The 24,100-nt window shown below is 52.2% G+C and carries 15 protein-coding genes and 2 pseudogenes; 9 read left to right on the forward strand and 8 right to left on the reverse strand.

Going from position 1 to position 24,100, the window contains the following annotated elements; all coding sequences use genetic code 11:
- The first annotated feature begins 141 nt into the window (after positions 1–141).
- The 3 genes from ACK5LI_RS09590 (at position 142) to ACK5LI_RS09600 (ending at position 4,560) form a co-directional block, all read left to right on the forward strand.
- Positions 142–1,536, forward strand: a complete 1,395-nt coding sequence (locus ACK5LI_RS09590) for an ABC transporter substrate-binding protein (RefSeq protein WP_416948680.1) — start codon at positions 142–144, stop codon at positions 1,534–1,536.
- Positions 1,533–3,614, forward strand: coding sequence for an ATP-binding protein (locus ACK5LI_RS09595; RefSeq protein WP_416948648.1), 2,082 nt, complete (start codon positions 1,533–1,535; stop codon positions 3,612–3,614). Before ACK5LI_RS09590 ends, ACK5LI_RS09595 begins: the two co-directional genes overlap by 4 nt.
- Positions 3,615–3,849: 235 nt before the next feature.
- Positions 3,850–4,560 (forward strand): response regulator, encoded by a 711-nt coding sequence (locus tag ACK5LI_RS09600; protein WP_416948650.1) that lies wholly within the window; start codon positions 3,850–3,852, stop codon positions 4,558–4,560.
- Positions 4,561–4,578: 18 nt separating this feature from the next.
- On the opposite strand, the gene ACK5LI_RS09605 is transcribed toward ACK5LI_RS09600, so the two are convergent.
- The 5 genes from ACK5LI_RS09605 to ACK5LI_RS09625 all read right to left on the reverse strand — a co-directional run bounded on the left by ACK5LI_RS09605 (position 4,579) and on the right by ACK5LI_RS09625 (position 10,105).
- The gene (locus tag ACK5LI_RS09605; RefSeq protein ID WP_416948652.1) at positions 4,579–6,675 is read right to left on the reverse strand and encodes a hypothetical protein; all 2,097 of its coding nucleotides are present in this window, start codon (positions 6,673–6,675) and stop codon (positions 4,579–4,581) included.
- 140 nt (positions 6,676–6,815) lie between these two features.
- Positions 6,816–7,877: a GTP 3',8-cyclase MoaA gene (gene moaA / locus ACK5LI_RS09610; RefSeq protein WP_416948654.1), complete on the reverse strand. Its 1,062-nt coding sequence runs from the start codon at positions 7,875–7,877 to the stop codon at positions 6,816–6,818.
- The gene (locus ACK5LI_RS09615) at positions 7,874–8,500 is read right to left on the reverse strand and encodes a molybdenum cofactor guanylyltransferase (RefSeq protein WP_416948656.1); all 627 of its coding nucleotides are present in this window, start codon (positions 8,498–8,500) and stop codon (positions 7,874–7,876) included. Before ACK5LI_RS09615 ends, moaA begins: the two co-directional genes overlap by 4 nt.
- A complete protein-coding gene (locus tag ACK5LI_RS09620) occupies positions 8,500–9,219 on the reverse strand; it encodes a formate dehydrogenase accessory sulfurtransferase FdhD (protein WP_416948658.1) in 720 nt (239 codons plus the stop codon). The genes ACK5LI_RS09615 and ACK5LI_RS09620 overlap by 1 nt, the downstream gene beginning before the upstream one ends.
- Positions 9,220–9,223: 4 nt before the next feature.
- Positions 9,224–10,105: a formate dehydrogenase accessory protein FdhE gene (locus ACK5LI_RS09625; protein WP_416948660.1), complete on the reverse strand. Its 882-nt coding sequence runs from the start codon at positions 10,103–10,105 to the stop codon at positions 9,224–9,226.
- A 534-nt stretch (positions 10,106–10,639) separates the two neighbouring features.
- Here ACK5LI_RS09625 and msrB point away from each other — a divergent pair.
- Together msrB and ACK5LI_RS09635 are read left to right on the forward strand one after the other, a co-directional pair.
- Positions 10,640–11,056 (forward strand): annotated as a pseudogene (gene msrB, locus ACK5LI_RS09630) (peptide-methionine (R)-S-oxide reductase MsrB); the annotation flags it as partial.
- Positions 11,057–11,224: 168 nt separating this feature from the next.
- Entirely contained in the window at positions 11,225–13,642 is a 2,418-nt protein-coding gene (locus ACK5LI_RS09635) for a methyl-accepting chemotaxis protein (protein WP_416948662.1), read from the forward strand.
- Between the two features lie 150 nt (positions 13,643–13,792).
- Here the strand turns inward: ACK5LI_RS09635 and ACK5LI_RS09640 are convergent, their stop codons facing one another.
- Positions 13,793–15,160 (reverse strand): amidohydrolase, encoded by a 1,368-nt coding sequence (locus ACK5LI_RS09640; protein WP_416948664.1) that lies wholly within the window; start codon positions 15,158–15,160, stop codon positions 13,793–13,795.
- Positions 15,161–15,174: 14 nt separating this feature from the next.
- Complete coding sequence (locus tag ACK5LI_RS09645) at positions 15,175–16,482, reverse strand: nucleobase:cation symporter-2 family protein (protein ID WP_416948666.1); 1,308 nt, start codon at positions 16,480–16,482, stop codon at positions 15,175–15,177.
- 608 nt (positions 16,483–17,090) lie between these two features.
- Between ACK5LI_RS09645 and ACK5LI_RS09650 the strand changes: the two genes are divergently transcribed.
- From ACK5LI_RS09650 to ACK5LI_RS09665, 4 genes and pseudogenes are all read left to right on the forward strand, one after another.
- Positions 17,091–18,203: an HlyD family secretion protein gene (locus ACK5LI_RS09650; protein ID WP_416948668.1), complete on the forward strand. Its 1,113-nt coding sequence runs from the start codon at positions 17,091–17,093 to the stop codon at positions 18,201–18,203.
- Positions 18,204–18,221: 18 nt separating this feature from the next.
- Positions 18,222–19,181, forward strand: a pseudogene (locus ACK5LI_RS09655) (ABC transporter ATP-binding protein); the annotation flags it as partial.
- A gap of 392 nt (positions 19,182–19,573) precedes the next feature.
- Positions 19,574–20,713, forward strand: coding sequence for an ABC transporter permease (locus tag ACK5LI_RS09660; RefSeq protein ID WP_416948670.1), 1,140 nt, complete (start codon positions 19,574–19,576; stop codon positions 20,711–20,713).
- Between the two features lie 235 nt (positions 20,714–20,948).
- On the forward strand, positions 20,949–23,354 hold the full coding sequence (locus tag ACK5LI_RS09665) for a methyl-accepting chemotaxis protein (protein WP_416948672.1): 2,406 nt from the start codon (positions 20,949–20,951) through the stop codon (positions 23,352–23,354).
- 126 nt (positions 23,355–23,480) lie between these two features.
- Here ACK5LI_RS09665 and ACK5LI_RS09670 read toward each other — a convergent pair whose 3' ends face one another.
- Positions 23,481–23,816 carry a zinc ribbon domain-containing protein YjdM gene (locus ACK5LI_RS09670; protein WP_416948674.1) on the reverse strand — a complete coding sequence of 112 codons (336 nt, stop codon included), beginning with the start codon at positions 23,814–23,816 and terminating at the stop codon, positions 23,481–23,483.
- Positions 23,817–24,100 lie beyond the last annotated feature (284 nt).

Raw genomic sequence — 24,100 nt, forward strand, 5'->3', positions numbered from 1 at the left:
CTATACAAGGTACGTACCTGTCTGAATCGGCAGCATACTTATGTGCTGTTTCCCCACAGACTCTTGCTCAGCGGAGAGACCGTGCGCCACACACATTCCCCCATCACCGCCTACAGGGCATCCTGTATTTGCTGTTTACACATGCTGGCTGTCGTTATCCTGATTACCGCAGCCGCTCTGCTCTCCGGTTGCAACCTGCAGCAGGGCACAGAGGATTCGCAGCAACGCGCCGGTATCTCGGATACTGAAATACGGTTCGGCTCATCACTGCCGCTTACGGGGCACGCCAGCTATCTGGGCATTCAGACCATGCGCGGGGCTCTCAGCTACATTAATTATATAAACGAAAACGGCGGGGTATACGGAAGGAAAATAGTGCTGGATGCACGTGACGACGGGTACGACCCGCCTCGTTGTCTGGCAAATACTCAGGCACTGCTTATCGAAGGCGATGTGTTCGGCCTTTTCTGCTATGTGGGCACCCCGACAACAGTCCGGGTACTGCCGCTTATCGAAGAAGCACGTGTGCCGCTGTTAGGAATGTTTACAGGTGCAAACCGTCTGCGCAAACCCTTCAGCAGATATGTCATCAATGTGCGGGCGTCATACTATCAGGAAACAGAGGCTGCCGTGCGCCATCTGGTAGAAGATATGGGCCTGACCCGCATTGCCGTGTTTTACCAATATGATGACTACGGGTTTGACGGGCTGACCGGTACCGAACTTGCCCTGCGCGAACTTGGCCTTGCTCCGGTGGCACGCGGTTCATACCAGCGGGGAACAATGGACGTGAAAGACGGCCTGCAACGGATTCTGGCAGCAGACCCGCAGGCGGTTGTAGTTATCGGAACATACGAACCAAGTGCCCGCTTTATCCGCATGGCCGGCGATGCCGGAATAAGTGCCGTTTTTCATACTCTTTCTTTTGTGGGAGCAGAAGAGCTGGCGCGCCTTCTGGAAGGCGAATCCCGCAACCCTGTAACAATGTCGCAGGTTGTGCCCCCGCCGCTTGCCCCGCAGACACCTGACCTCATGGCAGATGCGAAGCAATATGTTCAGTTGATGCAACGCTACTTTCCGCAGGATACGCCATCCATCATCGGCCTTGAAGGGTACGTCAATGCGCGGGTATTGGTTGAGGCTCTGAAAAAAGCAGGACCGGAGCTTACCCGTGAATCGTTCATCGACGCCGTCGAGTCACTGCACGGTTTTTCGCTTGGCGGCCGGAGCACCGTATCCTTCAGTGCGAAAGATCATCAGGGAATGGACCAAGTTTACTTTACATTGCTGTGCAACGGGGAGTTTGTCCTTATAAAAGACTTCGCCCCCGTAAAAGAACTGATGCCCCCCCTCCGGCAGGATTGCAGCAAGGAATTCTCCACTGATGCGCCATCAAATGGCACTGCCGACAAGCCGTTACTACTCCCGGAGCCAACGCCTCCCGACTTAAAACCTGAGACTAAGGTTCCGGTCGGTCATAAAACCGGCAGCCCGCTGCCTGCTGCTGATAACGCAGGAAAGGAGGCCGCCATATGAGGCGCATCATCGATCGCTTTTCCACATTGAGCCTGCAAAACAAATTTTTCATTTCCATCCTTGCGGTGATTATGATCATCAGCGGCACCATAGCCCTGCTAGCGCGCTGGATTCTTGTCTCAAGCCTGACGACCGAGCTGGAACTGCGAGGCACAGCCATTGCTCACAGCGTAGCCGCACGCGGCGCAGGGTATATTCTTGATAACGATAAGCCGCAGTTGCTGAACCTTATTTTTGACGAGGCACAGCTGCGCGAACGCCAGCAGCTTGTGGCATATATTTTTGTTCAGGATAACGAAAACACGGTACTGGGGCACACGCTGGTGCGCCCTCTGCCGGATAAGCTGACACAGGCAAACCCGCTGGCAGAAGGTGAACAGCGTAGCGTTAAAGTGGTTTCCGTACACAACGAGCCAGCATACGACATCGCTGTGCCCATTTACGAAGGCCTGTACCGTATAGGCACAGTGCACGTGGGCTTAAGCAAAGACCATATCGACAGTCTGGTGGGCAAGCTGCGCATAACGTTTCTTGGTTTTATCTCAGCAGTAATTATCATCATATTTTTAATCAGCCACCGGCTTTCGCAGTACATTACAGCACCTGTGGTTCAGCTTACACGCATTTCAGACGACCTTTCGCGCGGGAACTTTCAATCCGCAGGCACGCTGGACGGGGGCGACTCCGGCTGGACGATTCAGGACTGCCCTGCCTACGACGATACAGACCTGCCTTGCTGGCATTTTGACGAACAGCTGAAAAGCAGTTCGCGGCTGGATTCTCTGCATCGATGCAAAAAGTGCCTGTTTTATCGCAAACGTAAAGGCGACGAGGTGCTGCAACTGACAGACTCATTCCGTAACATGGTCTGGTCCATCAAGCTGTACCGTCAGCGTCTGCAGGAGTCGGAAGGGAAATACCGTTCGCTCTTTAACAGCGGGCCCGATCCAATTTTTGTTGTGGATTGCACCAATCAGGCAATTCTGGATGCCAACCCGCGGGCAGAAGAAGTGTACGGATACAGTCACGGAGAGCTGAAAGGAATTTCATTCCTGGAAGTCGGGCCGGACCCCAACAGAGAATGTCTGGCAGTATTTGATGAGGGCGGCGACATCCAGACTTCGACAGGATGCCTGTATTACAACAAGGTGGTGCACTACCGGAAAGGCAGACAGCCGTTTTACGTCAATATGCACGCCTGCCCCATCGGCTACCGCGGCAGACCGGCAATTATTGTGGCCACAACGGACATAACGGACATGATGGAAAAAGACGCCCAGCTTGTTCAGGCGTCTAAAATGAAGTCACTGGGCGAAATGAGCGCCGGTGTGGCGCATGAACTGAATCAGCCGCTCAATGCCATTCGCATGGGCAGCGACTATCTTACCATGCTTGTTTCGCCCGACTCGCCCATGGCACCCCTTCCGCATGAAGCAAAGGAAGCGCAGATACAGGAAGTACTGGACGAGATTAACGTTCAGGTAGACAGAGCCACGGAAATTATTACCACGCTACGTTCATTCAGCCGCAAAGCAGATTTTCTAGCCGCCCCCATAGATATCAATGCACCCGTCAAGGCTGTAGTATCTCTGGCCTTACGCCAGTTCCAACTGCAAAACGTGAACATCAAGCTTGATCTGCAGGAAAATCCGCCACTGGTGCTGGCACACGACAACAGGCTTCAGCAGGTGTTCTTTAACCTTATCAGTAACTCGCGCGATGCCATCATTGAACGGCAACGTTCGCAGCAGCGCCCCACTTCGGGCATAATCACCATTTCTTCGCGCACAGCGGAAGATCAGGTCGTTCTTTCATTTTCCGACAATGGTTGCGGTTTTTCAGACAGCATCCGCGACAAGGTCTTCGAACCGTTTTTTACTACAAAAGTAACGGGACAAGGCATGGGACTGGGGCTGGCAATCAGTTACGGTATCGTACGCGATTATGGCGGCCAGATAAGAACAGAAAGCAAAGCAGGCGAAGGCACGACTTTTCATCTCAGCTTTCCGGTACACGCCACAGATGCAGTCAGACAGGCGGCAAACACTCAGAACGGACAAAATTCAGCATCGGCTTAACCTTATGCCTGAGGCCGCCCTTGTGCTGAATGGCAAAAATCATTATTGGCAAAGGTCTACACAGCCCTACAGGAGCCGGTGCCGCACTTTGCGCAAGCTACAGCCGTTTGCACAGAGTGCGGAAACAGCGTAACTGGAGCAGGGTCGTGCATAGGTCCGGTACGGCAGTTGTTTCTGCCGGAAGAACAGCCTTTCCGGCTTGATTAAGATAATTTGTTTTTTGCGGAGTACTTGCTTGCGAATACTGGTTATAGACGATGAAGCCCCAACCCTGAAAATGTTCTCGCTTTTGCTGGGGGCCTACGGGCACAAGGTATTCACGGCAGACTCAGGCGAAGCAGGGCTTGTCCGTTTTAAAGCGCACCAGCCACCGCTGGTTCTGACAGATATCCGGATGCCCGGCATGGACGGAATGGAAGTGCTGCGTCAGATAAAAAAGCTGGCCCCCGCAACGGAAGTCATAGTCATCACCGGTCACGGTGATATGGACCTTGCACTGCAGGCACTTAATCTTGATGCCACGGACTTCATCAACAAACCCATCAGACGCGAAGCGCTTGATCAGGCATTGGTCCGCGCAGAAGAAAGACTGCAGCTGCGTAGTCAGCAGGCAGAGGAACTGACGCTTACGGAAAACTGCGAAGCTTCTGTAATCACATTACGCGGAACATTGGGCACATCAGCTGAGGCTGCCATTCACAATATTTTTCAGACGGCAGAAAAGCGCGGACATGCCATCATCTTGGACTTTGCCTCAAGCACATCCATCAACGGAGCCGCTATCACCATTCTGGCCGAGTGCATCCGCAATACGGCTCTGGGCGGAATTCCGGTTACTATTTCCGGATTGTCAGAAAGCTTCCGCAACGTATTTGAAGCAATGGGAGTGCTGGCACATGTAGCTGTCTGCGATACTCTGCATTCAGCAATGGACCACGCGGACTAGCCTGTACAACCGCTTCAGCTATCGCACCACGGTTTCCCAGTTGCCGTCTTTCAGCAGCTCTATCCGGTTACTCAGCGGTCCGCGTACAGCTTCATACTCCATGGGATAGACCGTCTTACCATTCACATCAAAAAGTCCGAACCGGAAAGTCCCGTTCTCTCTTTTCTTTGCCAGAAACACTCCGTATGCCTCGTTAAATACAATCCACTCATAGTCTGAAAGAGCTATGACCTCGTTACCTACACTATCGATCACGCCCACCAGCCTTGTGCGCTTATCAGGCGAGGCATCACCCTGCGCTTCCACATGCCGCGAAACAATGAACCGCTCTACCGGCGAATTAATCTTTTCCAGTGAGGCATAAAGCGGCCGTATTGTCCAAGCCTTTGACGGCAACGCATATTGCCCTACCAGCCTGCCTTCGGCCCCGCGCACTCTGACAGTTGCCACGGTATCCGAAGTCATACGGATAGAATGTGCTTCCAGCAATTTTCTGCCCGCGTGGTCGAAAAGCACATCCGTGTCACGCTTTGTTTCACACAACAAACCATGTTTCAGAGTCTTGATAGACTCACAATGTGCGGGAATAAGAAGCACTCCGTCCGCACGCAGAAAGCCTTTTAATCCCCAGAACCCACGGTCATCATATTCTGTAACGATAAACCCGCCGTCAATGGCCTGAGCAAAAGCATACTTGAATACATAGCGGCCAAGAAATTCCTTGTCGTAATTATGCAGGCGAAACGGCTCAAGCGCTCTGCACGCTTCTATAAGGCGCGCAAACTCTTCGGGATTCTGGACATCCTCATAAGACACGATATAGTTCAGGCCATTGTCACTCAAGGCATAAAAAACAATAAACCGGTCTGCGTAGTTCCTATGCTGCAAAACGGTATACGTATCTCCCCGCAGATATTCTGCCCACTCCGGCCCGAGTTCCTGCACCTTGCCAGCCAGATATTCACCAAATGGCATCTTGCTGACTGCAAGGTCAATTTCGCCCGCAAACTCCTGGGGCCGGAAGGAACGGCTACTGTCCTGTGTGTCCTCCATAAGCAGGCGGGCCAGAGTCAGCAGGTTGTCCAGCTGTTCCTTCAACTTTACCTCAAAATCAGGCTGAGACTTTTTCCGCCCTTCTCCCAACCGTTGCTTCAGATCAAAAATCGAATGCTGATCCTGCGATGCAGGGGCAAGAGCGGTCACCATATCGTATATTTTGCGAACAGCTGTAATGTCTGTATCTGCATCGATTTCCGCTTTTCCGAAAATATGCGTTCCGTCCGCATAATAATGCAGCAGCATATGTATGCCTCCGGCTGCGTCCACATAGGCCACATAATCTTGTTTCCGCAGCAGGCAGTCTTCCGGCAATATTCCCTGTTTCTTCATCCAGCGCTGCATATTAAAGGCCTCTGCAGGACCTTTAGTCGTCACTATATCTACGTCATACGGAACCAGAGTATACACATTATCATCAGGACGCTGCCTGTTGATGTATATTTCATCTACAGCCCATACGTACATTCCGCTGTCCCATTTATGTACAGTGGCATCTACAGGTCTGAGGAATGTTATCCCTTCATCTGTTGTGGAAAAAAAATAACTATCCTGAGAAGGCGCAGCTGCTGTAAATCGTTGCCGCAAGTCCTTCACATATGCAACATGCCCATCATATTGCTTTTTATGAATCTTACGCAGTTCAGAAAAATCTGTATCATCTTCCTTCACATGCTTTAGCTGTAAATAGACATCAATGCTGCCCAGCGCAAAATCGGTAATATGACTTCGCAGCACAAGGTGCGATTTTTCAAAAAGCAAAACTACAGATTCGCCATCCACGCTGGTAGTCATCTGCTTGCCGTCCACCACCAGCGGAGCGACACTCGCACGTCCCCGCCTGTACGTGGTTACAGTACGTTGTGGATTATTAATGGAAAAATAAATGAATCTGGCACTTTTCCGGATCATTGCCACAACATTTTCCTGATCCATCAGGCCTTTTTCAAGCACGTCAACACGCACATCCGCAACAGTATAGTACCCATCATCAACTGCAGCGCCCTGCACTGGAACAGCAAATAAAATGAAAACGCATGTAAAAAAAGATTTTAGCATTATAAGAACCTGTAAACTTTGGACCTATGGTACGACATCGGCATACATGCCCGAAAAAAGCACGGCAAAAAACCGTACACACTGAGGCAGTGTATACACATATATAAAGCTTTATTCTACAGGAAGTTGAAAGAGAAGTATCACCCGCCGATAGCGGACATACGCTTTTCGGCTACAGAACCGTCAGCATGCAGATGTTCAAGCATCCGGTAGCCCAAAGGCTTTCGGAGTGCCGCCAGTTGCATGATCTTGCGCGCAGCCTCCATACCCAGCTTGGGATGCCGGATTACAGGGCGCAGACGGTATTCTTTATCCGAAAAAAGACAGGTCCGCAGACGGCCGTCCGGCGTAATGCGCAGACGGTTGCACGACTTGCAGAAGTGGTCGGAAAGCGGGGTGATAAGGCCGAAACGCCCTTTGCCCCCTTCAATGTCGTACAGCTTTGCGGGACCGCTACGGCGTGTACGCCCTTGCACGGGAATAAGATTTGCGTAATCACCGGCCTGAGACAGAATATCTTTGGCAGACCAGAAATTTTCTTCACGCCAGCGGGTACACCCACCCATAGGCATAAATTCGATAAAACGCACATCAACAGGGTTGCGCCGGGCAAAATTCAAAAATACGGGCAATTCGTCATCATTGAACCCACGCAGGGCAACAGCATTCAACTTAAGCCCGATCTGGTGCTCAAGCACTTCATCCAGCGCACGCCGCACCTGCCGCAGCATGTCACGCCCTGTCACTTTCTGGAAGCGTTCACGGTCAAACGTATCAAGGGATACGTTCACATAGCGGACCCCAAGATCGCGCAACGCGGCAACCTTACCCGCCAGCAGAGTGGCATTGGTAGTAATGCGCACATCCAACGAAGGGTGACGCTTTGCAAGTGATTCAACAAGATACAGAAAACCTTTTCTTACAAAAGGCTCACCGCCGGTAAGACGCACCTTTTCCACGCCAAGGCTTACAGCAGCATCCACAAGACGCAGCATTTCTTCATACGTCAGAATCTTTGTATGCGGAATGAAGGACAAGCCGTCACAAGTCCAGCAATACATACAGCGCAGGTTGCATCTGTCCGTTACAGAAAGCCTGAGATAGCTTACCTGCCTGCCGTATTCATCTGAAAAACGCTCCACCGCAGGACTTTGCTGGTCTTGCGGGACATTGTCGTACAGGGCTTTGTGGATTGTACTCATACTGTAAGTGCCCGTATTACCCGACGGGCCATTTCCAGATCCGCCGGATAGTTCACGTTGAAAAAGGGCAGGGATTCTTCCCTTGAATATGAAACACGATGCTGTAACTCTTGTGGCACCACACGGCTTACTTTGTAAACCCCGCGGTCAGCTGCCTTGCGGAACCATTCCAGTGCACCGAATTCGTATATCGCGACCAGCGCCTCAATGTAACCGGTATCTTCCTGCACAAAAGTTGTCATCAGGCTATCCGGTTGTCGCTGTGTGCGGGCCGCAAGCAAGCGCTCCAGCATGGACCTGTCCATAAACGGCAGATCACATGAAAGCACCAGAACCGGCCCCTGAGCCACCCGAAGAGCGGTCATAATACCGCCTAGCGGCCCCAGACCTTCCTCTTCGTCGCACAGCCAGAAATATCCATTTGCATTGGGGCGGCAATCGCGCACGCTTATCCAGACTTCGCCGACAACGTCTTTCAAAAGAGCCGCACAGCGGTTCAGAAGATCCGGCTCACCTTCGCCGAACAGGTGCACGCCACGCTTATCGCTGCCCAGACGGGCGCTCAGCCCTCCAGCCAGCACTACGCCCACAGGCGCAGTATCATCAGCGTGCATCCCTGCCATTATTCTGTCACCCTTCCTTCCGCATCGGTAAACAGCGTAAACCGGTTCTCTCTGTCACGTGCAAATCCGACCAGCGTCACGCCTGCATCAGAGGCCATATCTACCGAGGCCGTGGTTACCGCAGAGCGGCTGACAATAAAACGAAACCCAGCGCGCATTGCCTTTGCGCACAGGCTGGCGGTAACTCTGGCCGAAACCAGCATCACCAGCCCGCCAAGCTGCACGTCATTCCGTGCCGCCCAGCCTGCCAGCCGGTCTATGCAATTATGCCTGCCGATATCTTCGGTACGGTGCAGGACGGTACGGGTAGCGGCATCAAGAACTCCGGCCCGATGAAAGCACCCTGTACCATCCCAAAGCCCCTGAGCACCCATGAAACCGGCCATACATTGCAAAAGCGAAGCTGCATCCAGTCGACCGGGATCAGGCAGAACTGCCGGTTGCGGCTGTTCGTGATGGGTAATCACAAAGCTGCGCTCTCCGGCGGCTGTCACCAGCACTTTACGGCCGTCCAGCCCCATATCAAGCAAAGCGTGCCCTGCGGCAAGATCCTCCAGCTGTTCAGGCCAGGCCCACAGCGTTCTGGGCTCTGCCTCGCCGATACGCACCGTTACCGGCACTTCGCGGCTAAGGACATCATCAAAAGTGTACCACCCGCCATCTTTATACTGGCGAACCCCGATTGTTCTCGGGGCCGCACCGCAACCAGCCAGTTTCATGGCATCAAAACCCCCATGCCGACTGCGTCGGCCTTACAAATCCCTGCTCCCGCGCAAGAATGTCGAGCGCAAGAGATTCAAGATCATCCAGAACGGGAATTGAAAGCCTGTCCAGTTCGCGGAAGTCTGCAACTTTCAAATAACAGTGACAACTGCGACAGACATGCACTTCAAAACCGGCCTCACCTTCTGCCTTGAAATATTCCAGTTTGCTGTGATCTTCTTCTCCGCAGAAAGGACACTGCAAACGCTTTGCACGATACTCATGCCTGCACAGCGAACAGGTAAGATACCGGAAGCCCTCTTTATTACGCAGGCTTGCCACCAGCGGCATTGAGCCGCAGTGCGGACAATGCCCGTGCGACCAGACGGTTTCGGTATCGCGACGCTCCGCCAGCAGGTCACTTACCGCCATCAGCGAAGGAACCAGACTGCCCTGCACAAGATACCGGACAAAACTGGGAGCTTCAGGCATACGTGCTCCCCAGTCGGCAAAAAACAGCTGATCATCCTGCAACAACGCATCACAGGCTTCTTCCAGCGAAAATTCACGGGCCTCAAGAGCCTTATGCAGCGAAGTAGCTCCCTCCGCCATGGAACCGCCCGACTGAGCCATAAGAGCCAGCAGCTTGCCGAAGGTCTCAGCCGTCACAGCCTTGTCGTACGGAAATTGTTCACGAGGCAGCAAAGAAGCGCCCTGAGCATGAGCATCAGCCGGAGCAATCTGGTCCGGCAACGAAACCTGAACCTTGCCTCGTGCTTCCAGCTGCAGTTCTGCCGTTCTGGCAACAATCTCAAGCAGGGGGGCAGGAATAAATTCTTTTTTACGCAACGCTTCCAGTTTGCGTTCCAGCCTGCTACGTTCTTTATCCAGATCAAAGCTCATGTCTTTTCCTTGTGTCTCTAATGTCTGCCGATTTTCATCGGGGATGTGTTTTTTGTGTCATGGCCATGTACACGAAACAATTTCAACCTTCCTGCGCTCGGTCTTGCACAGGCGCATGCCGACACGCCAGCATCCTGCAAATAATGTTCTTTTGTTCTGCGCAGGTCGTAACGCCACATTTTGAAACAAAAATTCAGAGAATTCTATTCAAAAAAACAGATAACAACCCGCAACGATCAGGGCGGACGCAACCAAGAGCAACGCTCTTGACGAAGAAGCTATCACACCTATTATTTCTGTAGTTATAGGCAGTTCGCCACGCAATCACACATATTATATAGCGTTACACAGCACCAAAAGAGATCATTTTAAATCCAAAAGGAGATTCTTATGGCATTTAGAGACATAATGATTCTTGGTTTTACAGTCTTTTTTGGCTATTTGTCTTTTCAGAACGTAGCATTTGCAGACGAATATCATACAACCGAACAGAAACAGACCGCCAGCAGTGAACAATATTTAACTCCACCTGTTGATGTTCTGAAAAAACAACTAACACCGCTGCAATTTAAAGTTACCCGACAGGATGGTACTGAACCTCCTTTCGATAACGAATACTGGGACAATAAAAAGCCCGGCCTCTATGTGGATATTGTATCAGGCGAGCCGCTTTTCAGTTCCATCCACAAATATGACTCGGGAACGGGCTGGCCCAGTTTTTATCAACCGCTGACACCGCAGAATATTGTTGAAAAAGAAGACCGCAGCTTTTTTTCTATAAGAACTGAAGTCCGCAGCAAGCATGCAGACTCTCACTTAGGGCATGTTTTTACTGACGGTCCGCAGCCTACAGGGTTAAGGTACTGCATCAACTCTGCAGCACTTAGGTTCATACCGGCAGAAAAACTGGAACAGGAGGGCTATGGGGCATTCATGTATTTGTTTGAGTGAAGCACGGCCTGTTGCTTTTCTTGATTTAGGGGCAAATAATAATCAAAAATTGCAAGGCCTTATTTTAAAATGCAAAATAATACCATCAAAACACCGGTGGCGCAGGCGGGCCGCTGTCATGCCTGTATTTAAATCAGATTCAGGCATAAACACATGCAAGGAACCACCATGAAACTCGGCTGGAAATTGTCACTTCCCCAGATCATCATCGTATTAGGGCTTGGCATAGCCAGTTATGCCATTATCAGCACATCCTTTGAACGCATGCAGGAAAAATTCGTCTCCTCCATGGTAACAGATGTCTTCAATGCAGTGGATTCCGGAATCAACACTGCCGGAGATTCAGCACTTGCACTTGCGTCATCCTTCAGCGGTCAGCCGGAGGTAATTCAGGCTTTTCAGCTTGCTCACAGCGGCAACATCAACGATGAAAACTCACCAGAGTCGCAAAGGGCAAGAGAGCTTTTGCGCACTGCGCTTGCGCCGGCTTTGCAGGGCTATAAAAGCAACACCGGCAAAAGCATGCGCCTGCACTATCATCTGCCCAACGGCCGGAGCCTTGTACGGCTATGGCGCGAAAAGCAAACCCAGCGCAACGGCAAGTGGACAGACGTTTCGGACGACATCAGTAGCTTTCGCAATACTGTTCTTGATGTAAACAAGGCCGGCAAGCCCGTTCAGGGTATCGAGCTGGGACGCGGCGGCTTTGTTGTGCGCGGTGTGGCCCCCGTCATCGGGCCGGACGGTAAAACACTCGGCTCTGTCGAAACACTTGTACCCTTCGACCCCATTCTTGCTGCCAGTTCCGCCGAGGGTACGGCACTTTCCCTTTTTATGAACAAGGACATGCTGTCCATTGCCCGTTCGCTTAACAACCCGAAGAAATACCCTGTTATCGGCAATGACTTTGTGCTGGTCAGCGGCCAGGACAACACGGAACTGGTAGAACATACTGATGCTCCGCTTCTGGAAGCAGGCAAAAAATCTCTTGAGTTCCGCAGATACGGAAGCACAGCCCTTGCCACCCATCCTATTGTAGACTACCGCGGCGATCAGGTCGGCGTGCTTGTCTGCGCTCTTGACCTTAGCGAGTTTGCAGCCATCAAAGCGTATTCTTCCAACGTGCTCATCAGCGCACTGACAATCATCCTTATCCTTCCCGCTCTGGTTGCATTCTTTATGCTGCGCCGCTTTGTGATTACTCCCGTCAGTCAGATGGTAGGCAAAATCAAAGATATTGCAGAAGACCGTGCCAATTTTGACGACAGGCTGAACGACAGTCAGAAAGACGAAATCGGCGATCTTGCCCGCTGGTTTAACACGCTTATGGCCAAGCTGGGTCTGATGATGGTTGATATGCAAAAGTATGTAGACGTGCTGAACACAGTACCCGACCCCATCTTTGCAGTGGACGGCAACTTTAAAATCATCATGGCCAACAAGGCCGCAAAAGACTTTATCGGAGTTGATGAAAACCAGCTGGCAGAATGCCACTGCCATGACAAGTTCAACACGGAAGTCTGCCAGACTCCCCACTGCCCCATTGAAATGGCCAAAGCAGCCAATGGCCCCGTCAAAGCGGAAATCATATGTATCGAAACGGGCGGACAGACCTTGTATGTGCATCCTTCTGCCGATGTTCTGCGCGATTCGCGCGGACGTCAGTATGGATATGTGGAAGTAGCATCCAACGTGACTGATCTTGTTCACTCGCAAAACGCCATTGAAAATCAGCTTAACCGTATCAGAGAAGTCAATGACACCACGCGCGAGGCTGCATCCGAAGTGTCCCGCACCGGCCATCAGCTTTCGGGCGAGTTTGAACAGATAAACTCAGGTATCATGATGCAGCAGCAACGCGTGGCGGAAACAGCCACCGCCATGGAGCAGATGAATGCCACAGTGCTTGAGGTGGCAAGCAACGCATCCGCTGCGGCGCAACAGGCATCTGAAACCCGCGAGCAGGCTCTGGAAGGTGCACGAATCGTAGGCGACTCCGTATCTGCCATCCTTCAAGTGCAGGAACAGACAGCAGCACTCAAAGACGTAATGCAGAATCTCGGTTCGCAGGCAGAAGGCATCGGTCAGGTAATGACAGTCATCCGCGATATAGCGGACCAGACCAACCTGCTGGCGCTGAACGCCGCCATCGAAGCTGCCCGTGCCGGTGACGCAGGACGCGGTTTTGCCGTTGTTGCCGATGAAGTACGAAAACTGGCAGAAAAAACCATGAGCGCTACACACGAAGTCGGCGGTGCCATTAATGCCATTCAGACCGGCGCGCAGGAATCCATCAAAAACGTGGACACGACCACCGAAATGGTGGGCAATGCGTCCAAGCTGGCAGAGCAGTCAGGCGAAGCACTGAATAAAATTGTCGAACTGGTAAATCAGTCGTCATCACAGGTAGACGCCATCGCCACCGCGGCGGAAGAGCAATCCGCATCCAGCGAGCAGATACGCTCCGCCATGGACGAGGTAAGCCACATCGCAAATGAAGTGGCAGGCAGGATGGAAGAATCTTCCGGCTCAGTCCAGAACCTGACGATTCTTGCAGAAAAACTGGACGAACTGTCCCAAGGCTAGCAACCATCACGCAGAACAATAAAAAGCCGGTCGGGGTTCTCACCGACCGGCTTTCTTATTTCATCAGGCCAACTGCACCATCGCTCATGTATCTGGGCTGCTAGGCAACAGATAAACGAACAAAGGCAAGTTGGCGTAAGAGCCACCCTGCTACCGTACTTTTGTTACGGGAAAACGCGGGGGCAGTTGAATACCGGCACGTTTACGTACGGTGTCAGCTCTGGACTGTATTTCACCAAGCACACTTTCCATATCCACGGTCAGCACCTTACGGTCGCGCATCAGCCAGCGCCCGTCGCACATGGAAGACTCCACATTTGCCGAATACATAGCCCCGACCATAGCTGAAACAGGATCATGCACAGGCAGGGTTCCGAAATCGCAGGGGTTAACCACAATAAGATCTGCCTTCATACCTGCTGACAACGAGCCGATGGACTCTTCCATCAACATGCACTGTGCGCCCATGACGGTTGCCATTTCCAGTACCCGTTCAGCCGTTACGGCATAAGGGTCAAGGTGACGTCCTTTGTGGATAAGCGAAACAAGATACATCTCACTCATCATATCCATATGATTGTTGCTGGGTGCACCATCCGTACCTATGGAAACGGAAATCCCCTTGCGCAGCATTTCCGGCACAGGCGCAAAGCCCAGATAACGCATGGCAGCCGCTGCATTGTGCGAAGTCTTCACGTTGTGCAGCGCAAGCAGGTCCACCTCTTTGGGGGTCAGCCACACATGGTGCACGGCCAGAAGGTTTGCCCCGAGAGCACCCAGCGAAGCCAGATGTTCCACGGTAGTGGCACCGCGGGTCTGTTCTGCAAAGCGGACTTCTTCCAGAATTTCCGCAACATGCATATGCACGCCGGTGTTCAGGGTATCTGCCATGTCCTTGGTGGCAACAATCAGCTCATCAGAACAGTTGAAAATTGTCCGAAGGCCGAACCACATGTTAATGCGGCCATCAGCTTTGCCATGCCATCTGTCGTACAGGCCCTTCTGCTCTGCCAGCACTTCCTGCGTCGGGCGAACCCAGCCGTCCGGCAGTCCTTCACCACAGTCCATGCTGGAAAGGCAAAGGTTGGCACGCAGCCCCAGTTCCTCTACAGCACGGCCGGTAGCGTCCACATGCTGTCCACCGGCTTCACCGAAGGTGGTTACACCGGAACGGATAAGTTCACAGCCGCAGGCCAACGTGGAAAGATACTGGTCCTCTTCTGAAAGTGCGCTTTCAAAAGGCCATGTACGGTCATGCAGCCATGTAAGCAGGTCAACATCATCTGCAAGGCCACGTTCAAGCTGCTGCGAAGTGTGCACGTGCGTGTTCACCAGACCGGGCAGCACAATGCGTCCTGCCATATCCAGCACTTCATCGGCGGCATCGGCATCCTGCGGTTCTACAACGCCGACAGCGGCAATACGGTCATCTTTAATAAGGACATCGCCGTTTTCAAAAATACGGCGCTCGGCGTCCATGGAAAGAACAGTGGCATTACGTAACAGGGTTGAACCCATGGCAAATCCTTTAACTACTCCGCATCACGCGGTAGCACGAGGTTAAATACAACAGCAGAAACAGCACCCACGGCAATGCCCGATTCCACAAGGTAACGGACAAGGTCGGGCAGTTTGTTGCGTAATTCTTCCGGCATAAATACGGCGGCAAGTGTAAGCAGAATAGGCAGCCCCATGACCAGCATATTCCTTTCGGTCAGCTTTACATTACGCACAACGCGAAAGCCGTTCATGGCGATTACCACACAGATAACTGCAAACACACCGCTGATAACAGGCCCGGGAATGCTGGCAATGACGTTCATCAGCTTGGGCACCATACCCAGCACCAGCAGAATCACACCGCCGGCCATGATGGCCCAGCGGCTGGCCACGCCGGTAATAGCAATGATTCCGGCGTTTGTGGAGTACCCGGTTACAGGGGTTCCGCCCAGCATCGCGCCAAGAAAACAGCCCATACCTTCACCAAAAGTGCCGCCATTTATGCGGTCATCATCCAGCTTTGCCCCTGTAACTGCCTCTACGGCAAACCACGTACCAGTGGTTTCCACCAGCACGACAAGATAAATGAAAAATAAAGTCAGCGTGGCGGAAAGGTCGATTTCCGGCGTACCGAAAGGAAAAATTGCGGGCAGAGCCACCCAGGGAGCAGCGGCAACACTGCCAAAATCTACCATGCCGAACATGGACGCAGTCAGCGTTCCCGCAACCATGCTCATAACAACAGAGCTCATGCGCACCATCTGGTTCACTTTACCGGGGCGTGCGCCCATTACGGTAAGCATAACAAGCACAGCGGCCGAAACCAGCGCCACAATGGCGTTGTTTGCAGGATCGCCGTAGTACCCGTAGCAACCTTTAAGCGCAACAGGCATCAAAGCAATACCTACGATAACGATGACAGTACCGCCTACAAGCGGAGGAATAAAATAGCGGACAATTTTACTGAACACTTTCAGCGGCCTGCCCAGCAGGGTCATAATAAGCGCACCGGGAAGCAACGAACCGAACATGGCCCCAAGCCCCAACGAGTTGCCGATGGAAGCCAGCGCACCGATAGGAACATAAGAAGGTCCCTGCATGACCGGTAAACGTATACCGAAACCTGCCTGAATCAGAGTGGCAATACCCGCCGCCACAAAGGTCATCTGAATGAAGGACGCTGTTTCTGTCACTGTCAGCGACAATATGCCCGCCATGACAAACGGAGCAATATACACATCCATCGCAAGCACATGCTGCAGGCCGAGAGCAAATGCCTTCAGCGGCGATACGGGATCATCCACACCCACTGTCAGGTGCAGTTCGTTTTCACGGTCCATGGGCATCCTCCGAGCCGGAATATTTATGATTGGAAACAGGGGGCTTTCGGTACTCTTTCACAGCACTCATGTAAAGTACCACATACATGTAATCCTACTTGTTTAAAAAAAATCACATGCACTTAGAAGACTGCGCACCATACTATCAATCATGATCCGCTATCTGTAACCTTTCTTAATACAGACATTTTCCAGATTATGCAGTCTGCAGCACAGCTTTGCAGCCTTCACTTGTCTGCTTGCATATTTTTTTACATTTTCCGGCTTTCGGTCACAGAACAAACGCCTCAAGCGCATTGATCTGACATATGCGTGCAATGCCCCAAGGAGTGAACCGCCCCTTCCCCACTCCTCAGCCCAATCCGCATCAATACCGCACGCGCTGCTGACACATGAGGCAGAAGACCGTTAATATTATTGAATTATGCGCATCAGACATGCTTTTCACACAATTAAAAACACAGGCAGTCAGGCACAAGAAGCCCGCTTTGCGCACAACCGGTCAGGAAGCAAGCATGAAATACGTCTCTTACAGACTCCTCATTGCCATATAAGCGCAACTACTGGTATGTATTACCGTAACGCACATTGAACATCCGGAGCTGCTGATGCCTTTCAGGTTCAAACCCATACTGCTGATGCCCGTTGTTGTACTGGTTACAGCCGTATTTCTGCTCATCCCCAAAAACGAAGCCCCCACTGGTATCTATCAAGGCTATGTGGAAGGCGAATACGTTTACATAAGCTCCGGGGTCGGTGGCAGGCTGGAGAGCCTGACAGTCGCCCGTGGTCAGGATGTACAACAGGGAGCCCTGCTTTACAGTCTTGATGCAGGACAGGAGGCGCCTGCCGTGCACGAAGCAGAGCAGCGCGTACAACAGGCAAAAGACAAATTGCAGGATCTGAGCAAAGGTCAGCGCCCAAGCGAGTTGCGGGCCATCGAGGCACAATTACGGCAAGCACAGTCTGCCTATGAGCTGGCAAAAGATGTACACACACGCAGAGCATCGTTATTCAAGGGCGGTACCATTTCACGCGAAGAACTGGACCGTGCGCAAACAGAGCTGAGCGAGACTGCCGCAAGGGTGCGCCAGATACGCGCCGAGCTGGCAACTGCACGCATGGGTGGACGGGAAGACGCTATACGGGCGGCAGAAGCAGACGTACAGGCTGCAGAAGCGAAATTACTGCAGGCCAAATGGCTGCTGGACGAAAAAACGCAGCGTGCGCCTGCCGCTGCAGAGGTCCACGACACTATGTACAGGCAAGGAGAATGGGTTCCGGCCGGAAAGCCTGTAGTTTCGTTATTGCCGCCGCAAAATATCAAAGTCCGCTTTTTTGTGCCCGAACCCGTAGCTGGGCGCATCAGCACCGGCGACAAGGCAGAGGTTCGCATCGACGGCGTTCGCGGGCCCTTCCCCATGTGTGTCAGCTACATTGCGGACAATGCGGAGTATACCCCTCCTGTCATTTATTCCAGCTCACAACGTGCAAAACTGGTCTTTATGCTGGAAGCCGCACCATGCGCCCCGGCAAAGGAGCCTAACGAGAACGCTTCCCCCGCGGATGAGACAGTTCAACCGGCTGCCGCCCACAATAACAGTACATCTGCATACCCTCTTTCAGACAGTTACGTTCTGCGCCCGGGGCTGCCTGTGGATGTGTTTGTTCCGGCCTCACTGTTGCCGGAGCAAGATGTACCTGCCTCTGCAGATCAATAAACTGAAGCAGGCTATGCCATGACCAGCTATACTCACACTCCGCAGGCTGAGGACCAGAAGTCTTCAGATTCTCCCTCCGGCAGCAGCCGGCTGGTCATTGATGTGCGCGGCATCAGCAAAATTTTCGGCCAACGGACTGTGGTCAACAGCCTTGACCTGCAAGTATCCCGCGGGGAAATTTTCGGTTTTCTAGGGCCCAACGGTTCAGGTAAAACCACATTTATCAGGATGTTGTGCGGGCTGCTGCGGCCCGATGCAGGAAGCGGAACATGTCTGGGCTTTGACGTTATTGATGAAGCACATCGCATCAAGCCGCTGGTAGGCTATATGACTCAGCGGTTCAGCCTGTACGAAGATTTAACAGTTACCGAAAACCTTACGTTTGCGGCGCGGATGTATCGCATTGAAAATATTCGCAGTACAGTACAGCAAAGTCTGGACCGCATGGGGTTGCGCCGCTTTGAATGGCATCTGGCAGGCCAGCTTTCGGGCGGTTGGAAACAACGTGTAGCTCTTGCTGCATGCACGTTGCACAATCCCAAATTACTGCTGCTCGATGAGCCTACGGCAGGTGTAGACCCCGGCGCCCGTCGTGACTTCTGGGAAGAGGTTCACCTGCTAGCGGAAGAAGGCATCACATCGCTTATCAGTACCCACTACATGGATGAAGCAGAGCGCTGTAACCGCCTTGCATACATCGCCTACGGAGACCTGCTGGCACAGGGGACAGGCGCAGAACTGATAGCCTCTTCCGGCCTCACAACATGGCGGGTAACAGCCGACGACCCGCACCATACAGCCAGAGGACTGCGCGACAAGGCAGGCGTTGAACAAGTGGCAGCTTTCGGAAACGAGCTGCATGTCAGCGGAAAAGATGCCGTGGCCCTGCAAGCAGCCATCAGCCGGATTGAAGCTGCCGGTGCACGGTGCCAGCTTATTGAAACCGGACTGGAAGAAGTGTTTATCGCCCTGATGCAGTCACACCAGCCTGCGGAGTCGCCTGCAGGGGAGCTCGCCAGAGAAGATAAACAGAAAGGAGACACCGGACACAGTAAGCGTGGCGGGCACAGCACAACTAACGCGGGGCAGAAAACGGCCCCTCAACAACCAGACCAATCTGGAAACACAGCACGTTCCGCCCAGCAACAAGTCCCTCCAGCTTCAAAAAAACAGGGTGCTTCCCCTTCAACAGCAGCATCAGGGGCGACCAGACAAAACTCAGCCCCGCCGGATAGCACCAAACAGGACGAGACAGTTTTATCAGGCTCATCACCAGCCGTAACCGGTCCGCAGAAAAGCCGGCAGGCTGAGTCGAAGGTTGAATCGCCAACTCCTGTCCCGCCACCAAAAAACAAAGACGGTAGCCGCTGATGACTTTGGCATCATTCTCCCCGCGTCGTTTCTTTGCCATTGTGGCAAAAGAGTTCATTCAGATGCGTCGCGACCGTATGACGCTGGGGATGATGCTGGGTATTCCTCTGCTGCAGCTTATTCTGTTCGGCTTTGCCATAAACTCCGACCCGCGCAATCTACCTACAGCTATACTCTCTGCTGACAATTCGCCTTTTGCCCGCTCCATTGTCAGCGCCATGCAAAACAGTACGTTTTTCCGTATCACCCGCCATGCGCACAGCAGGGCGGAGCTGCGCAATCTGCTGAGCACCGGAGAAGTCCAGTTTGCTCTGACCATTCCTGAAAACCTTGAAACCCGCATCCTGCGCGGAGAAAGACCAGTGCTGCTGCTGGAAGCCGACGCTACGGATCCGGTGGCATCAAGCGGTGGTACAACGTCATTTCCTGAAATAGTCCGCAGGGCTCTTGACCGAGACCTTACCGGCAGCATCGCGCTGCAGCAGTCAGGCCAACTCCCTGTAGAGATCCGCATTCACGCGGACTATAACCCCGAAGCCGTTTCGCAATACAATATTGTTCCGGGCCTGATGGGAGTAATCCTTACACTTACCCTTGTGGTTATAACTGCGGTGGCAATCACGCGGGAGCGCGAACGCGGAACCATGGAGTACCTGCTTTCAACGCCTGTCAGCCCGCTTGAGGTCATCATAGGCAAAATACTGCCTTACATTCTTGTGGGGTATGTACAGATGGTGCTCATAGTTGCTGCCGCGCGCTACATCTTTGCGGTGCCGATTGCAGGCGATGTATGGCTGGTTTTTGTCATGGCCCTACCCTTTATCGGGGCCAACCTGAGCATGGGAGTTACTTTTTCCACCATCGCCAAAAACCAGTTGCAGGCAGTGCAGCTTTCCATCTTCTTCTTTCTGCCTTCATTACTTCTTTCCGGTTTCATGTTTCCTTTTCGCGGAATGCCGGAATGGGCACAGGCAATCGGTTCTATCCTTCCGCTAACGCACTTTCTGCGTATTGTGCGCGGCGTATTGCTGAAGGGTAACGGATTTGAGGCGTCATGGCCTTCGTTATGGCCTATACTGGTTTTCTGGCTTGCTGCCGTGCTTATTGCGCTAAAACGATACAGCGAGACCATAGACTGATATAGACTTACTCAGCTCAAGTATATTTTTATTGAATCGCTTGCCTTACCCACCTGTTTTGCCGCATGTTAACACCCACTCACTATGCAACAATACTTCACTGTACGTTGCGTAGGTCACCTCCATAAGAGGCATGGAGGATAGATTCGCACGAGCTGTCAGACGTGCCGAATCTTTCACCAGAATGTGCCAGTACATGGCACGCAATAATTGTACAAAGCAATAAGGGGGCCTTGTGCAAGTATCCATCAGGATGCAGCTTATGCTGGGATTCGGCATAATACTGCTGTTTATCGTTCTTTCCGGCGTCACAACATTCACCATGAACACACGTAGCATCGGCATATCAACCGAAGTGGCTACAGACGACGTGCCAGGCACAATTGCTTCACTTCGGTTGCTGGATAATACGTCCAAGATGCATACCGACATGCTGGATTACCTGACCGGACAAAAGGCGGCACGCAAAGAATTTGAACACAGCTACTCCATGTTTAACGAACAGTATGAACGGCTGCTGGTGCTGGAGTCCGCCACTCCGAAAGGTATCGAGATGATGGAACAGGTCCGGGCACAGGCAGATGACTTTATAGCAAAGGCCCGTTCGGACGTTTTTGCTGTCTATGATCCTGAGCTGGCACGATGGGCTGTGACAGAGAGCGATCGCCTGAAAAAAGAACTCAGCACGCCTTTAAAGATGCAATTAAAGGCGCTTACTGAAATCAAAGTGGAAAAAGCTCTTGCTTCACAAGGCGCAGGCCATTCGTTCAGCCTGTATCTTCTGGAAATAAAATACGTATCCGACCTGCTGCACATTGCAAGCGAACTGAGCGAAGCCGGAAGCCTGTATGTGTGCGGCGATGCAGAGCAGAAGTACAACTTCGACAGTTTTGTCATGGAATTTGAGGATACGCTGGATACGCTTAAACCGCTGCAGAAATCTGCGGTTGAAAAAGAACAAGTAAAGACAATTGAAGACAGCTTCAATGCGCTGAAAAAAACAGGAAATGAACTTTTCACTAAATTTGACCCTACAGCGTACAACCGCGCATTAGCTGCTGCGGAAGTCATAGAAGCATCGCAGATCAGACAGCTGAACGAAATCCTCAGCACCACGGCAGAAGAAGAAGTAACAGAAGCAACTACCGCCCTGACAAATCTTGTTTCTTCTTTACAAACGGTAAACACGGGGACCGCCATCATCACTCTGGGTTCACTTATACTCGGTATCTGCACCACCATATTCATCACTTCACGCATGAACGGCCAGCTTCGCGCACTACGCGAATTTGCAGGCAAAGTAGCAGACGGCGACTTGAGTGCGGTATTGCAGGGCAGCTACCCCAAAGAATTTGACATGCTTCGTGTTGCCATCCAGCGTATGGTGGCAAACCTTAAAGAGCGTCTGGGATACGCACAAGGCGTTATGGAGGGCGTTTCCAACCGCTTTCCCGTCATCACGCTGGACGCTGGCGGCAACATTGCCTTTGCCAACAAGATGCTGCTGGAAGCATACGGCAGAACAGAAGCACCCAAAGAATTCTACGGCAAACCGTTTTCGGAATTTATTAACGATGCCTCTGCCGCGCCTGTTATCAACGCGCTGAAAAAGCAACAGATGGAACAGGCAGAGGTTACCGCCACGTCAAAATCCGGCACGCGTACGCTGGAAGTAACCGCAACTCCCATCTTTGACCTTGATAAGAAGCTTATCGGTGTGTTCAGCGTTTATTACGACCTGACTCCGGTGAGAGCACAGCAACGGGAAATTGAAAAACAAAATTCCCTGATGGCAGACATTGCACAACAGGCTACCGACATTGCAGAGGTTGTCTCCGGCAGTGCCGACGAACTGGCCGCACAGGTTACTGAAACAACGCAAGGCGCCCGCCGCCAAAGCAGCCGCACCGGCGAAACGGCTTCTGCCATGAGCCAGATGGGCACCACCATTCTGGAGGTGGCAGGCAGTGCTTCGCAAGCGGCACAAAATGCCACTCTGGCTCGGGAAACCGCATCAGAAGGTGAAAGAATAGTTGAGCAGACCGTGGCATCCATCCGTGAAGTTCATCACCAGATGGATGCACTACGCGGCAATATGGATGCTCTTGGCCAGCAGGCACAGGACATCGGCAACGTTATTACCGTAATTGAAGATATAGCCGACCAGACGAACCTGCTGGCACTTAATGCCGCCATCGAAGCCGCACGCGCGGGTGAGGCAGGCAGAGGCTTTGCGGTTGTAGCGGACGAAGTGCGCAAGCTGGCAGAAAAAACAATGGGGGCAACGCGCGAAGTAACGCAAGCTATCACCAGCATCCAGCAAGGAGCACAAGCCAGTATCAGGGCCACCGCTACGGCAACACAATCCGTTGAACAAAGCACAGGGCTTGCTGCCGATTCCGGCACCATCTTGAATAAAATAGTCGGTATCGTGGCGGACACAGCCAGACAGGTTGAGGCCATAGCCACTGCCAGCGAAGAACAATCCGCCGCCAGTGAAGAAGTAAACCGCGCAATGGGCGATATCAGCGCCATATCTGATGAAACGGCAGAGGCAATGCATCTTGCCAGCAGCGCGGTTGAAGAAATGGCAGAAAACGCCCAGCACCTGAAAACGCTCATCGAGCGGCTGCGGCACTAATCACGTCCCCACGTACCTGTCCGGAATAAAAAACCGGCCCTGTCCACATTAGGACAGGGCCGGTTTCATTTGCAGCCTGAATTTTCACCAACGCATGTATTGCACACAGCAGCCGGTGCGCGGCTATCAACCTTTTTTAACGACAGAAGTCTTCAGCAGCATAGAACCAAAGCCGGGCACCTTGCATGAAATGTCATGCACGCCGTCTTCAGGTTCAATCAGCTTGATGTTTTTTACTTTGGTGCCCTTTTTAATGGGCGAAGAAGCACCTTTAACTTTCAAGTCCTGAATTACGATAACGGTATCGCCATTTTCCAGAACATTACCGTTGGCATCTTTATACACTCTTTCTGCTACGTCATCAGCCTTAAACTCGTGGCTGCATTCAGGACAGATAAGCATGCTGCCGTCAGAATACACATATTCAGAATTGCACTGCGGGCAATTGGGGAGATTTTCCATAACTTCCTACTTGGTTTTATTTACCCGACGCAACTATAGGGGGACAGCCAAGATGAGAAATAGCGTGGAGCCTAAAACAGATAGGACAAACATAGGACAGATATAGGCCAAATCCGCTACTGGCGCGGCCTTCTAGTGAGTATAGGTCGACTGTTTCGGATAAAAAGAAGGGCGAAATCCAAAATGAGAAAAACTCTGGATTTCGCCCTTCTTTGTACACCCAAAATGAGAAATATGTTTGATGAGAAACGTTATTCTTGTGGGATCTTCTTTTCTGGGGTGGC

This window comes from Oleidesulfovibrio sp. (genome assembly GCF_047973035.1).
GTDB lineage: Bacteria > Desulfobacterota > Desulfovibrionia > Desulfovibrionales > Desulfovibrionaceae > Oleidesulfovibrio.